Origin of the sequence: Streptomyces lasiicapitis (genome assembly GCF_014646335.1) — a bacterium.
Lineage (GTDB): Bacteria > Actinomycetota > Actinomycetes > Streptomycetales > Streptomycetaceae > Streptomyces > Streptomyces lasiicapitis.
In genome coordinates this window covers 23,065-38,244 of the sequence record NZ_BMNG01000012.1, presented here as the reverse complement: position 1 = coordinate 38,244, position 15,180 = coordinate 23,065, and the positions used below count along the sequence as shown (strand labels likewise).

The 15,180-nt window shown below is 73.6% G+C and carries 9 protein-coding genes; 3 read left to right on the top strand and 6 right to left on the bottom strand.

The genetic code is table 11. From position 1 onward, the window contains the following. Positions 1 to 72: 72 nt before the first annotated feature. Positions 73 to 4,911, top strand: a complete 4,839-nt coding sequence (locus IEY91_RS25560) for a hypothetical protein (protein WP_189175852.1) — start codon at positions 73 to 75, stop codon at positions 4,909 to 4,911. A gap of 81 nt (positions 4,912 to 4,992) precedes the next feature. Here IEY91_RS25560 and IEY91_RS25555 read toward each other — a convergent pair whose 3' ends face one another. The 5 genes from IEY91_RS25555 to IEY91_RS25535 form a co-directional block, all read right to left on the bottom strand. Further along, positions 4,993 to 6,111 carry an aromatic ring-hydroxylating oxygenase subunit alpha gene (locus IEY91_RS25555; RefSeq protein ID WP_229697230.1) on the bottom strand — a complete coding sequence of 373 codons (1,119 nt, stop codon included), beginning with the start codon at positions 6,109 to 6,111 and terminating at the stop codon, positions 4,993 to 4,995. Between the two features lie 71 nt (positions 6,112 to 6,182). Beyond that, complete coding sequence (solA, locus tag IEY91_RS25550) at positions 6,183 to 7,370, bottom strand: N-methyl-L-tryptophan oxidase (protein ID WP_189175851.1); 1,188 nt, start codon at positions 7,368 to 7,370, stop codon at positions 6,183 to 6,185. Positions 7,371 to 7,376: 6 nt separating this feature from the next. Then, positions 7,377 to 9,842, bottom strand: coding sequence for a GcvT family protein (locus tag IEY91_RS25545; RefSeq protein WP_189176010.1), 2,466 nt, complete (start codon positions 9,840 to 9,842; stop codon positions 7,377 to 7,379). Positions 9,843 to 9,934: 92 nt separating this feature from the next. Beyond that, on the bottom strand, positions 9,935 to 11,020 hold the full coding sequence (locus tag IEY91_RS25540) for an S-(hydroxymethyl)mycothiol dehydrogenase (protein ID WP_164326493.1): 1,086 nt from the start codon (positions 11,018 to 11,020) through the stop codon (positions 9,935 to 9,937). Positions 11,021 to 11,388: 368 nt separating this feature from the next. Beyond that, on the bottom strand, positions 11,389 to 12,267 hold the full coding sequence (locus IEY91_RS25535) for an IclR family transcriptional regulator (RefSeq protein WP_229697229.1): 879 nt from the start codon (positions 12,265 to 12,267) through the stop codon (positions 11,389 to 11,391). A gap of 187 nt (positions 12,268 to 12,454) precedes the next feature. Here IEY91_RS25535 and IEY91_RS25530 point away from each other — a divergent pair, with 187 nt between their 5' ends. Both IEY91_RS25530 and IEY91_RS25525 read left to right on the top strand, forming a co-directional pair. Further along, positions 12,455 to 12,883: a bifunctional 3-phenylpropionate/cinnamic acid dioxygenase ferredoxin subunit gene (locus IEY91_RS25530; RefSeq protein WP_189175850.1), complete on the top strand. Its 429-nt coding sequence runs from the start codon at positions 12,455 to 12,457 to the stop codon at positions 12,881 to 12,883. Continuing rightward, the gene (locus IEY91_RS25525) at positions 12,880 to 14,103 is read left to right on the top strand and encodes an NAD(P)/FAD-dependent oxidoreductase (RefSeq protein ID WP_189175849.1); all 1,224 of its coding nucleotides are present in this window, start codon (positions 12,880 to 12,882) and stop codon (positions 14,101 to 14,103) included. Before IEY91_RS25530 ends, IEY91_RS25525 begins: the two co-directional genes overlap by 4 nt. A 217-nt stretch (positions 14,104 to 14,320) precedes the next feature. On the opposite strand, the gene IEY91_RS25520 is transcribed toward IEY91_RS25525, so the two are convergent. Beyond that, positions 14,321 to 14,875 (bottom strand): hypothetical protein, encoded by a 555-nt coding sequence (locus IEY91_RS25520; protein WP_189175848.1) that lies wholly within the window; start codon positions 14,873 to 14,875, stop codon positions 14,321 to 14,323. Positions 14,876 to 15,180: the final 305 nt, after the last annotated feature.

Sequence of the window (15,180 nt, the reverse complement as noted above, 5' to 3'; positions counted from 1 at the left end):
GCCCCCCCACGAACTGCCTCACGCTCCGCACGACTTAACGATCCGCACGACTTACGACGAGAGTCCGCCGCCATGTACGAGCTGTCCCGGGTCCGCCTCTACTCCATCGGCCCTGCCGGTGCGCGCTACGCCGACACCGTGCTGGACCTGCGCGGTGTCGGCGACGTGGTGCCCGACCCCGCGCCCGCGCAGGCGGAGTTCTTCGAGGAGGAGCCCGTCGGCCCGCCGCGCCGCCCGGCGCCCGCGGGCGTGCTCTTCCTGGAGAACGGCGGCGGCAAGTCCGTCCTGCTCAAGCTGATCTTCTCCGTGATGCTGCCGGGCCACCGGAACACGCTGGGCGGCGCCAGCTCCGGCGTGCTGCGCAAGTTCCTCCTGGCCGACGACTGCGGACACGTCGCCCTGGAGTGGCAGCACACGCTCACCGGCGAGTGCGTCGTCGTCGGCAAGGTCAGCGAGTGGCGCGGGCGGCAGGTCTCCAACGACCCGCGGAAGTTCGCCGAGGCCTGGTACTCCTTCCGGCCCGGGCCCGGCCTGAGCCTGGACTCGCTGCCGGTCGCCGAGTCCACCGCGGTGCGCCCCTCCGTGGAGGGCGCCTCCGGCGCCCAGGGGCGGCGGCGCACCATGAAGGGCTTCAGGGACGCCCTCATGGAGGCCACGAAGGCGTACCCGCACCTCGAAGTGCACTGGGAAGAGATCCACGACCGCTGGAACGAACACCTCGGGGACCTGGGTCTCGACCCCGAACTGTTCCGCTACCAGCGGGAGATGAACGCCGACGAGGGCGAGGCAGCCGGCCTGTTCGCCGTCAAGAAGGACTCCGACTTCACCGACCTGCTGCTGCGCGCCGTCACCGACACCCGCGACACGGACGGCCTCGCCGACCTCGTGCACGGCTTCGGCAACAAGCTGGGCCGCCGCGCCGAGCTGATCGCCGAGCGGGACTTCACCGCCGGTTCCGTCGACCTGCTCGGCCGCATCGTCGACGCCGCGGACACCCGGGCACGCGCGCGTGACGTGCACGCGGGCGCCGAACGCCGCACCCGCACGCTCGCCCGCCGCCTGTCCACCCGTGCCGTCGAGGAGCGGGGCCGCGCCGCCGAGCTCGCCGAGCAGGTCACCGCGGCCGCCCACACCGTCACGGCCGCCGAGCAGGCCCGCGGCCGCTCCGCGCTGATCGCCGCCGAACTCGCCTACCGGCACGCCTCGCTGGCCCTCACCGTGGCGGAGAAGGCCGCTGCCGCGCAGCGCCGCGAGCTCGCCGACGCGCGCACCCTGCACTCCGCCTGGCAGGCCGCAGAGGCCGTCCTGCGCCACCGCGCCGCCGCCGACCGCTCCGCGCGCGTGGCCGTCGCGATCCGCGAGGCCGAGCGCGACGCCGCGCCCGCGCTCGCCGCCCGCGCGAAGGCCGCCGCCGATCTCGTACGCGCCCTGCACACCGCGGCCGAAGGCGCCGAGTCCCAGGCCAACGAGGTGGAGGAGCGCTCGGCGGCCCTCCAGGAGACCGGCGAGGCAGCGCACCGCGACGCCACCTCCGCCGCCACCGAGGCGCAGCGCGCCCGCAGCGAGGCCGGACACCTGCGCCAGCGCCTCAGTGAGGTCGAGCAGGAGACCGCCGAGGCGGTCCGCGCGGGCTGGCTCGACGACAGCGCTCCCGACGCCGACCCGGCCCGTGCCGCGCTCGCCGCGAGCGACGCCGAGAAGACGGCCGTCACCGCCTGGGACGAGGCACGGGAAGGCGCCCGCCGCTCCGCCGACCAGGCCAAGGAGGCCGGCGCGGCCGAGGCCCGCGCGGAGCTGACGGCGGCCCGCGCGGCGGACGCCGCGACGGCGGCGGAGCAGGCGTACGACGCCGAGCGGCGCGCCGCGGACTCCCTGGCGCAGGACGACCGGCTTGTCGAGCTTCTGGGGCTGCCGGGTGTGTCCGGTGGGGGCGTACGAGGTGGGGTGCCGCAGCCTCGGTACGCAGGGGCCGATTCGGGGGACGCCGGGGAGGGTTCCCCGGAGAGCGCCCAGGGCGAGGCGCCAGGCCTGGCCGGTGCGTCGGACGCCGACGCTGGTCAGGGAGCACGTGCGCACGGCGGCACCGAAAGCGACGCCTCCGGCGCTGATAGGGCGGCCCGCGAGGACGCGCACGCGGACACCGGCACGACCTCGAACGGCTCCCGGCGGGCCGTCGACTCCAGCCTGGCCCCGCTCTCCCCGGACGACCTGGACCGCAGTGCCGACGACCTGAAGACCCTCCTCGACGACGGAGTGGCCGCCGCCGAGCGGCAGTTGTTCGAGCTGCGCACGGCCGCCGCCGACGACTCCCGGATCCTCGGCGCCCTCGGCGACGGCGGTCTGCTGCCGCCCGGCCCCGACGTCCTCGCCACCGTCGAGTTCCTCGGGGAGCACGGCATTCCGGCGCTTCCGGGATGGCGCTATCTGGCGCAGGCCGTCGATCCCGCCGACCACGCGCGCGTGCTCGCGGCGCGCCCCGAACTGGTCGACGGCGTCGTCATCACCGACCCGCACACGCACGCCCGCGCGCGCGAAGCGCTCGCCGGTGCCGCGCTGCTGCCGCGCTCCACGGTCGCCGTGGGTACCGCCGCCGCGCTCCTCGCCCCGGTGCCGGACGGCGCCACGGGCTCCGCCGAGGACGTCTTCCTCGTACCGCCGAACCCGGCCATGCACGACGAGCACGCCGCCGACGAGGAGCGCCAGGCCCTGCGCGCCCGCGCCACCCTGCGCGACGACGAGATCCGCGCCCTTGCTCAGCGCCTCGCCAAGGACCGGGAGCTGGCCGCGCGGCTCGCCTCCTGGCGGTCCGGCTGCCCGGCCGGGCGCCTCACCGAACTCGCCGTCGCCGCCCGGGACGCGCGCGCCTTCGCCGAGGAGGCCGAGGCCGAGCTGGCCGAGGCCCGCACCGTACGCGCGGAGGCCGACGAGGCAGCCGCCGACGCCGCCCGCGTACGCGACGAGAGGCAGGAGGCCGCCCAGCGCGCCAGGCGCGCCGCCGACGCGCTCGCCGGGCTCGCGTTCCGCCTCCGCGAGCGCGCAGGCTGGCAGGCGAAACTGCGGGAACTGGCCGACGACGCCGTGGAGTCGGAGGCCCGCGCCCAGTCCTGCCTGGACCGCGCCCGCGCCGCCGACGAGGACCGCCGCGCCGCCCAGCGCGCCGCCGACGACGCCCGCCGCACCGCGCGTGCCCTCCGCGCGGAGCGCGCCGAGATCGCGGGCGCCCCCGAAGACGTGCCGTTGGACCAGGACGCCCCGAAGACCTCGCTGCCCGCCCTCCGCGAGGCCTACCGCGCGGCATCGCAGCTCTACGAAAAGGTCGGTGTCGGCGCCGACCTGCGCGCCGAACAGGCCCGCGCGGAGAGCGACGAGAGCGCCGCCGTGGCCGAGCTCGACCGGCTCAGCAACAAGGTGCGCACCCGTGCCGCCCAGCTCCTCGAAGGCACCGACGGCGCCGACGGACCCTCCCGGCAGGCCGCCGCCGCCCGCGCGGAGGCACAGGTCCAGCTCATCGAGTCCCGTGCCTCCACCGCCAGCGAACAACTCGGCAGGCTCCGCGGCGAGGCCGAACGGCACGCCCCCGAAGACGGCGACGCGCACACCGAGCTTCCCGAAGAGCTCGTCCCCGCCGACGCCGAACAGGCCCAGACCCTGCTGCGCACGGCCACCGGTGAACTGGCCGCGCACACGGAGGCGTTGAGCCAGGCCAAGGAGGCGCACGCCGCGCTGCTGCACACCCACCGAGCCACGGAGGAGGCGGGCGGCGGCTTCGACGAGACGGCGGCGCTCCTGCGCGACCTGCTGCGCGAGCACCACGACCCCCACGACACCGACGACGAGCAGCCCGAGCCCTACCCCGGCACCCTCGAGGAGGCCCGCCAGGCCGCCGCCGAGGCCCGCCGCTCCCTGCGCGGCTGCGCCGCCGACCTGTCCGCCGCCGAGTCGGCCGTCCGCGAAGCCGGCGACATCCTGGTGCGGCACGCCAACTCCACCCGGTACGAACAGGTTCGCACCCCCGCCCGCCAGCAGATCCGCGAACTGCCCGCGTCCGCCCTGCCCGAGCACGCCAAGAAGTGGGCCGACGCCTTCGCACCCCGCCTGCGCGTGCTCACCGACGAGCTGGAGCAGCTGGAGCGCAACCGCGACAGCATCGTCGACCGGCTGCGCGGCCTGGTCGAGTCCTCGCTCGCCACGCTCCGCGCCGCCCAGCGCCTCTCCAAGCTGCCCGAAGGCCTGGGGGAGTGGTCCGGCCAGGAGTTCCTGCGCGTCCGCTTCGAAGAGCCCGACCAGGCGACGCTCACCGAACGCCTCGGCGAGGTCATCGACGAGGCCACACGCGCGGCCGTGAAGAAGAACTCCGACCTCCGCAGAGACGGAATGTCCCTGCTGCTCAGGGGAGTTCAGGCCGCCCTGGAGCCGCGCGGCATCGCTGTGGAGATCCTCAAGCCGGACGCCGTGCTGCGCGCCGAGCGCGTGCCGGTCGGGCAGATGGGCGACGTCTTCTCCGGAGGCCAGCTGCTCACCGCAGCCATCGCCCTGTACTGCACGATGGCCGCGCTGCGCTCCAACGACCGCGGCCGCGACAAGCACCGGCACGCGGGCACGCTGTTCCTCGACAACCCCATCGGCCGCGCCAACGCGACGTACCTCCTGGAACTCCAGCGCGCCGTGTCGGACGCCCTCGGCGTCCAGCTCCTGTACACCACCGGCCTGTTCGACACGACGGCGCTCGCGGAGTTCCCGCTGGTCATCCGGCTCCGCAACGACGCCGACCTGCGCGCGGGCCTGAAGTACATCAGCGTCGAGGAACACCTGCGCCCTGGCCTGCCGCAGGAGCAGCAGGCCCCGGCAGGGGAGACGGTGCACGGGGAGATCACCGCGACAAGGATGTTCAAGAAGCCCGTCGCCGGGTGAGCCGTTTCACGCGGCCGGCCGCCGCGGGAGGCGTGCGTGCGGCCGGCCGCAGAACGGTGTGCTCAGGGGGTAATGGGGTGCTCAGGCGGTCAGGTGCCGGATGAGCCACTCGTGGAAGATGCCGATGTGGTGCTCGGTCGGCACCAGTACGCCGCCGCCCCGGTAGGCGCGTGAGCCCATCGCGGGCTGCGTGCGCTCGCAGGCCGCGAAGTCCTGTTCGTTGACCCGGTGGAACAGCTCGACCGACTTCGACAGATCCGCTCCGGAGGCGACGATGTCGGGTGCGTACAGCCAGTCGCACTCGACGACCGTGCGGTCCACGGCCAGCGGGAACATCCGGTGCAGGATGACGTGGTCGGGCACCAGGTTGACGAAGACAGTCGGCTTCACGGTGATCGCGTAGTAGCGGCGGTCCTGGTCGTCGGCCACCCCGGGCAGGCGCCCGAAGCCCGCGCTGCCGTCGACAGTGAAGCCGTGCACGTCCTCTCCGAAGACGGCGCCGTGCCCTACGTAGTACTGCGCCGCGAAGCCGTCGGCGAACTCCGGCAGCACATCGGTCAGCTCGGGGTGGATGGTCGCGCAGTGATAGCACTCCATGAAGTTCTCGACGATCAGCTTCCAGTTGGCGCGCACGTCGTAGCGGACGCGGTGGCCGAGCGCCAGGTCCTGCGTGCGGTAGCGCTCGATGGACGCGGGATCGCCGAGGCGTTCCACGGCCTCGCCGATCACGGTGTCCTCGAAGGACGGCGGCTGCTCGGCCAGACACACCCAGGCGTAGCCGAGCCACTCCCGCAGCGCGACCTCGACCAGGCCGTGGGCGGCGCGGTCGACGTCCGGCATCCGCGTCAGGTTGGGCGCCGCGATCAGGCGGCCGTCCAGGTCGTACGTCCAGGCGTGGTACGGACACTGGAGGCTGCGGCGGACCTCGCCCGCCTCGTCGGCGCACAGGCGGGCGCCACGGTGCCGGCAGACGTTGAGGAAGGCGCGCAGGCCGCCGTCGCGGGCACGAGTGATCAGGACGCTCTCACGGCCGATCTGGACGGTGCGGTACGCGCCGGGCCCGCCGAGGTCGGCGGCGCGCACGGCACAGCACCACAGGGACTCGAAGAGGCGCTCCTGCTCCTGCCGGAAGACGTCGGGATCGGTGTAGTAGTGGCCGGGCAGCGTCGCGATGAGGCTCGCGGAGACCTCTGTCGTCACGTCCGTACTCCTCAGACGGGCGCCGCGGTGGGCGCGAAGGCGACCGCGGGAACGCGATCACGGGGATGCGGTCAGACGGGTGCCGCGGCGGGCGCGGGATCGAGCGGACCGGTGATCCGGCGCGGGTCGAAGAGCCCGATGGGATGCCCGGTGGTGCCGTCGAGCGCCAGGTCGGCGAGGATCTCGCCGACCACCGGCACGAACTTGAACCCGTGCCCGGAGAAGCCGCAGGCCACCGTCACCGACTCCGGGTGCTCCGGATGCCGCGTGATGACGAAGTGCTCGTCGGGCGTCGTCGTATACATGCAGGTCGACGCCTTCAGCAGGCGCCCGGGCAGCAGCGGGATGTGCCGCGCCATGTGCTCGGCCATGGCCGCCACTTCGTGCGGATGGACCGTGCGGTCGATGGTCTCCGGAGTGCACACGCTGCCGTTGCGGAAGAAGGCGACCTTCACGCCGAGGTCCGGTCCGTCGATCGAGGGGAAGCCGTACACCTGCATGCCGGCGGCGTCCTCCCAGACGTAGATCGGATGGTGCTCCGGAAGGAACGGGCCCACGCCGCCCGTCGGCTGGAACCAGTACATGATCTGCCGCTCGATGGTGAACGGAACCCCGAGGTCCGCGAGCAGTCCCGGCGCCCAGGCACCCGGGCAGATCACCAACTGGCCGGCGGTGTAGGTGTCTTCGGCGGTGTGCACGCGCACCCCGCCGCCGTACGGCTCCCAGCGCGTCACCGGCTCCTCGAAGTGCAGGTCGGCGCCCTGGCGGGTGGCGAGCTGCAGATGCGCGGCCACCGTGTTCTCCGGGCGGACCAGCCCCGCGCGCTCCTCGTACAGCGCCACCTCGTCGTCGCGCGGCGTGAGCGTCGGGAAGCGGCGGCGGATCTCCTGCGAGTCGAGCATCTCGTGCGGCAGGCCCCAGGTCTCGGCGGAGAGCCGCGCCCCGGAGACCACCCGCCCGTCCGGCCTGCCGACCATCACACCGCCGCACAGGGTGGCGATCCGACGTCCGGTGTCCTGTTCCAGTTTTTCGTAGAGCTCGTACGCGCGCAGCAGCAGTGGTACGTACGCGGGGTCCTCGAAGTACGACTGCCGCGTGACCCGGGAGCCGCCGTGGCTGGAGCCGCGCTGGTGCACGGGACCGAACTTCTCCAGGCCGAGGACACGGGCCCCGCGCGCGGACAGGTGGTGGGCGGCGGCGCTGCCCATGCCGCCCAGGCCGATCACGATCACGTCGTGGCTGGGGGTGGTGGGGGACACGGCGGGTCACCTCCGGATTCGGGTCATCTCGGGGTCGAAGAGCGGTTCGTCGGCGACGGTCGCGGGGACCTGCTCACCGAAGTACTCGATGTGCACGCCGGTGCCCGCGGTGAGCGGCGGCAGCCAGGCGTAGGCGACGCAGCGGCCCAGGGTGTAGCCGTACGCGGCGCTGGTGACGTACCCGGCGGGTGCGGCATCGCTGCCGAGGCGTACGGCTTCGCTGCCGACGCGTGCGGCTTCCCCGCCGAGGTACACGGGTTCCTTGCCGAGGACGACGGCGGCCGGGTCGTCGAGGAGGAGCGCGGTGAGCCTGCGCGTGAGCGGGCCGCGCCGTGCGAGCGCATCGCGGCCCACGAAGTCGTCCTTGTCCATGCGGACGGCGAAGCCGACACCCGCCTCGTACGGGTCGTGTTCGGCGGTCATGTCCTGGCCCCAGGCGCGGTAGCCCTTCTCCAGGCGCAGGCTGTTGAAGGCGCTGCGCCCGGCGGCGACCACGCCCAGCTCCCGCCCCGCCTCCCACAGCGTGTCCCACAGCCGGAGTCCCAGGTCGGCGCTGGTGTACAACTCCCAGCCCAGTTCCCCGACATAGCTCAGGCGCAGTGCCGTCACCGGCACATGGCCGAGGTGCGTCCGGCGTGCCTTGAAGTACCCGAAGGCCTCGTGCGAGAAGTCGTCGCGGGTCAGCGGCTGCACGAGGGCGCGGGCCAGCGGTCCCCACACGCCGACGCAGCACGTCCCTTGGGTGATCTCCCTGATGTGCACGTCGTCGGGCGCGTGCGACTGTAGCCAGGAGAGATCGGCGGGGGAGTTGGCGCCGACCTGGAAGTGCGCGGGGGCGAGCCGTGCCACGGTCAGGTCGGAGCGGATGCCGCCCGCCTCGTCGAGAAGGAGGGTGTAGGTGACCGAACCAGGCTTCTTGCGAAGGTTGTTGGTGGTCATGCGCTGAAGGAAGCCGAGAGCTCCGGGGCCGGTGACCTCCAGACGGCGCAGGGGCGTCATGTCGTACAGCGCGACCCGCTCGCGGGTGGCCCGCGCCTCCGCGGCGGCGATGGGCGACCAGTACCGACCCGACCAGGCGTCCCGCGCGGGCACGTCCACGTCGGCGGCGAGCGCTGCGTTGGCCTCGTACCAATGGGGCCGCTCCCAGCCGCCGCCCTCCAGGAAGACCGCGCCGAGCTCCTGCTGGCGCGCGTAGAAGGGGCTGACGCGCAGGGGGCGCGGCTCGTCCATGGGCTGGTGCGGGTGGATGACGTCGTACACCTCGACGAACTGCCGCGCGCCGCGGTCGGTGACGTACGCGGGGGAGCGCTGGGCGTCCTCGAAGCGGGTGAGGTCGCAGTCGTGGATGTCGGTGGTGGGCCGGCCGTCGACCATCCACTCGGCGACGGCCTTCGCCACACCGGCGGAGTGCGTGACCCAGACGGCCTCGGCGAGCCAGAAGCCGCGCAGCGCGGGGGACTCACCGAGCAGCGGCATGCCGTCCGGCGTGAAGGAGAACACGCCGTTGAAGCCCTCTTCGACGGCCGACTCCTTGAGCGCGGGCAGCAGTCCGCAGCAGTCCTGCCAGCTCGGCGCGAAGTCCTCCTCGGTGAACGGGTACGAGGACGGCATGGCCAGGCCGCCGGCGGTCGCCTCGTCGTACGCGGGCACGGCGAACGGGTCGACGGGCAGCGGTCGGTGGGCGTACGACCCGATGCCGACGCGGTCGGTGTGCTCACGGAAGTACAGGTCACGGTCCTGGAAGCGGAGGATGGGCCGGGAGGCCTCCGTGCGCGGGTCGTTCACGCCGGCGAGCTCGGGCAGCGGCAGCGTGCGCGCGTACTGGTGGGCGAGGGGCTGCAGCGGTACGTCGACGCCCGCCATACGGCCGATCACCGGCCCCCAGAAGCCCGCCGCGGACACGACGTGGTCGGCGGGGAAGGTGCCGCGGTCGGTGACGACGCCGGTGACGCGGCCCTCCGCGCGCTCGATGCCGGTGACCGTGTGCCGGTCCAGGAAGCGGGCGCCGCGGGCCGTCGCGCGTTCGATCTGCGCGCGGCAGGCGAGGACGGCGCGGGCGAGGCCGTCGTCGGGCGTGTACAGGCCGCCGAGCACCTGGCCGGTGTCGAGCAGTGGCCACAGCTCCTTGCAGTGCGCGGCGTCCACCAACTCGGCGCGGATGCCCCAGGACGCGGCGAGGCCCGCCCTGCGGTGCAGGTCGGCCCAGCGCTCCTGCGTGGTGGCCAGCTCCAGGCCGCCCACCGGGTTGAAGCACGAGAGCCCGTCCACGGTGAGCTCGCCGAACTTCCGCACGGTGTACGCGGCGAACTCGCTCAGCGTCTTGGACGGGCTGGTCTGGAAGACGAGCCCGGGCGCGTGCGAGGTGGACCCGCCCGGGGCGGGCAGCGGCCCCTGTTCGAGGACGGTGACGTCGGTCCAGCCCCGGGCGGTCAGCTCGTCGGCGAGGGAGCAGCCGACGATTCCGGCACCGATGACGACGACGCGGGGGCCGGCCGGGGTGTCCCGCGCGTCCGCGGAGTCCGTGTCCCGCGTGCCGTGGGGCTGTGGCTCTTGCCGTACGCCGCTCACAGGACCACCACCGATCGCAGCACCTCGCCGCGCTGCATCCTGGCGAACGCCTCCTCGACCTCGTCGAGAGCGATCTTCTCCGTCACGAAGGCGCCGAGGTCGAGCCTGCGGCTGAGGTACTGGTCGACGAGCAGGGGGAAGTCCCGCGTGGGCAGGCAGTCGCCGTACCACGAGGACTTGAGCGCGCCGCCGCGCGAGAACAGGTCGATCAGCGGCAGCTCGACGGCCATCGCCGGATCGGGCACACCGACCTGGACGAGCACGCCCGCGTGGTCGCGCATGTAGAAGGCCTGTTTGTACGTTTCCGGGATGCCGACCGCGTCGATGGCGACGTCGACGCCGAAGCCGCCGGTGAGCCCACGCACCGCCTCGACGGGGTCGGTGCCCCGGGAGTTGACGGTGTGGGTGGCCCCGAAGCGGGTGGCGCCGTCGAGCTTCGCGTCGTCGATGTCGACGGCGATCACGCGCCGCGCCCCGGCGAGCGAGGCCCCGGCGATCGCGGCGCAGCCGACGCCGCCACAGCCGATGACGGCGACGGTGTCGCCGCGGCCCACGTTCCCCGTGTTCACGGCCGCCCCGTAGCCGGCCATCACGCCGCAGCCGATCAGCCCGGCCGCCTCCGGCCGGGCCGCAGGGTCGACCTTCACGGCCTGGCCCGCGGCCACGAGCGTCTTCTCGGCGAAGGCGCCGATGCCGAGCGCCGCGCTGAGCGGGGTGCCGTCCAGGAGCGTCATGGGTTGTGCCGCGTTGCGCGAGTCGAAGCAGTACCAGGGGCGACCGCGCAGGCAGGAGCGGCACGTTCCGCAGGGGGCGCGCCAGGCGATGACCACGTAGTCGCCGGGCCTCAGGCCGCCCACGTCGGAGCCGACCGCCTCGACGGTTCCGGCGGCCTCGTGGCCGAGCAGGAACGGGAAGTCGTCGGAGACCGCGCCTTCCCGGTAGTGCAGATCGGTGTGGCAGACCCCGCAGGCCTGCACGGAGACAAGTACCTCTCCCGGTCCGGGATCCGGCACGACGATCGTCTGCACCTCGACGGGTGCGCCCTTCTTCGCGGCGACGACGCCACGGACCTCGTGTGGCACGGCCAGGCTCCTCGACTGTGAGTCGTTGTTGCGTACTCCACGATCGGTTGCGCTATGAGAGACATCGTGGGAGCGACATCAAGGAGCCGTCAAGGGGCGGGAGTGAACGCTCGGCAAAACGCCGCGGCGGCGCGGAACGGTCCCGGCGCGAGGCAGGGTGGGAGGGGGCGGGACGGCGCAAGGCAGAGCGAGAGGGAGGGCGGCGGAGGGCGGCGCAGAGCGGTGGAGGGCGGCGGGGAGTGGTGGAGCGAGACGGCGCGCGACGACGGAGCGCGGAGCCGGGAATGATCCGGCTCCGCGCTCGCTCCCGGGCTCTGCCTGGGGCCGCGGGCCCTGCGGACGGTTTCAGAAGTCGCCGGACGGCGGCTTCAGAACCCGTAGCCCATCCGGCGCGACAGCTCCACCGCTGCCGCGACCGTGCGCTTGGCCAGCTCGGTGAGCCGGTCCTCGGTCAGCCGGTACACCGGCCCGGAGGCGCTGAGGGCGCCGATGACCTTGCCGTCGTGCGCGCGCACCGGCGCCGCCACGGCGGCAAGGCCCACCTCCAGCTCCTCCACGGCGATCGCGAAACCCTGCTGGACGACGGTCTCCAGGTCGCGGCGCAGTGCCACCGTCCCGGTCACCGTCTGCTCGGTGATGCGCGGCAGCGTGCGGGCGATCAGGCCCTCGCGCAGGGTCGTCGGGAGGTGCGCCAGCAGCACCTTGCCGCTGGAGGTGGCGTGCAGGGGGGTGCGCCGGCCGAGCCAGTTCTGCGCGGTCACGGACGCCGGGCCGCGGGCCTGCATGATGTTGACCGCGGCGTCGTCGTCGATCACCGCGATGTTGACCGTCTCGCCCAGCTCGTCCGCGAGATCGCGGCAGACCGGCCCGCCCTCCTGGGAGATGTCCATCCGCACGGCCGCCGCCCCGGCAAGGCGCAGCACACCGGCACCGAGGAAGTACTTGCCGCGGTCCTTCGCCTGCCCCACGAGGCCGCGGTTCTCGAGCACGCCGAGCAGCCGGAACGCCGTCGACTTGTGCACCCCCAGCTCGTCGGCGATCTCGGTGACCCCCGCCTCGCCGTGCCGGGCGAGGATCTCCAGGACGCTGACCGCGCGGTCCACGGACTGGACGGAACCGGCGGGCGCCTTGGCCTGTGCCTCGCGCGGCTTCCCGGGCTGTTGCGGGTGCGCCTCACCGCGCTGTTCGGACGGCGTCTCCTGATGCGGCTCCTCGTTCTGGCCAGGCTCTTTCCGCGTGCGGGTCATATCTCAACTCTCACCACTCGGCGGCCGCTTGAAGCCGCGTCCCAGGGAGCCCCTTGACGCGATGGGCATCCCACCGGATTCTGTTGCGCATAGCGCTCTCTGGTGCGCCATATGAAACTCCATGTTACCGAAGAGTCCCTGGCCGAAACGGCTCGCAACCGGGCCGACACATCCAGAGGAGGCCCCCGTGATTCCCGTCTGCCGCCTTGAAGACCTCCCCGCGGGCGAGTCCGTCCGTCTCGACACCACGCCGCCCGTCGCGGTGTTCAACGCCGACGGCGCGCTGTACGCCGTCGACGACACCTGCAGCCACCAGGACGCCTCCCTCTCCGAGGGCTGGCTCGAAGGCTGCCTGGTCGAGTGCCCGCTGCACGCTGCCACCTTCGATCTCCGTACCGGTCAGCCGACCTGTCTGCCGGCCCGCCGCCCGGTGCGCACCCACCGCGTGAGCGTGGTCGACGGAACGATCCATGTCCACCTGACCGAGCCCGCGGCCGTCCCTGTCCCCGTCCCGGCCTCCGCCACCTCAGCCATCGTCCCGGCAGGCGTTTCCGGCGCAGGCTCCCTGTCCGCGACCGCACACAGCACGCTGACCGGTGAGGGCTCCGCCGCATGAACACCGTCACTGTCGTCGGCGCCTCCCTCGCCGGGCTATACGCGGCGCGCGAGCTGCGCGCCCAGGGCTTCGACGGACGCCTCGTCATCGTCGGCGCCGAGCCCCACCTGCCGTACGACCGCCCGCCCCTGTCCAAGGACTTCCTCACCTCCGATCCCTCCAACCTCCTGGTCGGCGGAGCCGCGGAAGCCCCACTCGCACTCACCGACACCGAGGAGATCGGCGAGCTGGCCGCCGAATGGCTGCTCGGCGTCCACGCGACCGGCCTCGACCAGCACGCTCGCGCCGTTCTCCTCGACGACGGCCGGTCCGTCGTCACCGACGGCGTGGTCGTCGCGACCGGCGCGTCGGCCCGCCGCCTGCCCGGCCCGTGGCCCGCGGGCGTCCACACCCTGCGCACGCTCGACGACGCCCGCGCCCTCCGCGCCGACCTGGCCCAGGGCACACGGCGAGTCGTGGTGATCGGCGGCGGTTTCATCGGCGCGGAGACGGCGTCGTCGTGCGTCGCCCTCGGCCACGACGTGACCGTCGTCGAAGCCGCCCCTCTGCCTCTGCTGCCCCAACTCGGCCCGGATATGGGCGCGTTCTGCGCCGACCTGCACCGGCGGGGAGGCACCCGCCTGCTCACCGGAACGGGCGTGGCGGGCCTCCACCGAGTGGCCTCCCCCCACAGCCACAGCCACAGCCACAGCCACAGCCCCGGCCACGTCACCGCGGTCGAACTCTCCGACGGCCGTCTCCTGCCCGCCGACGTGGTCGTCGTCGGCATCGGCGCCGCCCCCAACACCGCCTGGCTCGCGGGCACGTCACTCGCCGTGCGCGACGGTGTCGTGTGCGACGACGGCTGTGTCACGTCCCTGCCCAATGTGGTCGCCGTCGGCGACGTCGCCCGCGTCGGCGGCGTCCGCGCCGAACACTGGACGAGCGCGACGGAACTACCCCGCGTCGCCGTACGCAACTTGCTCGCCGCCCGCACCGTGGAGACGGTCACCGCACTCCCGTACTTCTGGTCCGACCAGTACGGCTCCCGCATCCAGTTCGCCGGACACCGCCCCGCCGACGCCACCGTACGCATCGAGGAAGGCAGCCCTGATGACGGCAGCTTCCTGGCCGTGTACGAACACGCGGGCCGCGTCACCGCCGCCCTGGCCGTCGACTGCCCTCGCCCCTTCATGAAGGTGAGACGGGAGCTGAGGGCGCGACAGGTGGCCGCGGTCTGACGGCGGCGGCACGCTGCTGACGGAGGTGTGTGCAGGCGGCCAGGATCCCGACATCGCCCAGGTGGCCAAGGTCCCGACGTCGTCCGGGCGGTCAGGGTCCGACATCGCCCGGGCGGCCAAGGCCCCAGCGCAGTCCGGGCGGCCAAAGCCCCGACACCGTTCAGCTGCTGGCCGAAGCCCCGGCGCAGTCGGCCCCGTGGCCTCGGCCCATCCCGGGTCAGGAGTGAGACAACTGTCCCGCCCCGCCCGGGTTCCGTATGCCCTCCTTGGCGCGGGCGGCCACCCGTGCCTCGCGACGGGCCCTGCGCCGCTCGCGCCGCAGCCGGCGTGCCGTGCTGCTGGGCACCGACACCACGCCGTTGCGCTGGTTCCAGACCTGGCGGGTCACCCAGACGTCACACACGGCCCAGGTGGCGCCGACCGTGCTGGCCACGCTGCTCAGCACCATGGGGAAGGCCAGCCAGGACTCGGCCATCGCGCAGAAGAACGCCGTCATCGCCTGGATGAGCGTCAACGACACGATGAGCACCGCACGGACGGCCGCCGTGCGCACGGGGTCCGGCAGCCGCCGCCGGGTGGCGGGCTCCTCCACCCACAAGGGCTGCCGATCCGGCTCCTCGCTGTCGTCCAGAGCGTCGGCGTACTCGCGCCGCCCTCGTGCCTTGGAGCGCTCCCTGCCATCCGCCACCGCGGCCAACTCCCGCCGCTCCGGCGCCTTTCCTGCCTCACCGGACGCACGCCGCTCCGGCGCCTCGCTCGCCCCGAGTGGCATCCGCCGCTCCGGCGCTTCGGCCGCCCCGCCGGACCCCCGCTGCTCCACAGCTTCGCCCGCCGCGCTCGACGCACGCCGCTCCGCGGTACCGGCGAGTTCCCGCCCCTCGCCGCCTGTTCTCGCCCCACCCCGGGGCGCACTTCCCGTTCCCGCCGCAGGCCGGGCTGCCTCCGCGGGACGTGCTCCCTCCGCGGGGTGCACCTCCTCTGGGGCCCGCACCGCCTCCGCGAGGCGCGAGGTCGTCGCCGCCCCCGCCGTCTTCCGCTCAGCCCGCCCCTCGCCCAACTCCTCGCCCACGCGAGCCA

Excerpts from the sequence above, each read along its gene's own strand:
- IEY91_RS25520 (WP_189175848.1), bottom strand. The coding sequence starts at position 14,875 with ATGCCACTCGGGGCGAGCGAGGCGCCGGAGCGGCGTGCGTCCGGTGAG.
- IEY91_RS25535 (WP_229697229.1), bottom strand. The coding sequence starts at position 12,267 with ATGACCCGCACGCGGAAAGAGCCTGGCCAGAACGAGGAGCCGCATCAG.
- IEY91_RS25525 (WP_189175849.1), top strand. The coding sequence starts at position 12,880 with ATGAACACCGTCACTGTCGTCGGCGCCTCCCTCGCCGGGCTATACGCG.
- IEY91_RS25560 (WP_189175852.1), top strand. The coding sequence starts at position 73 with ATGTACGAGCTGTCCCGGGTCCGCCTCTACTCCATCGGCCCTGCCGGT.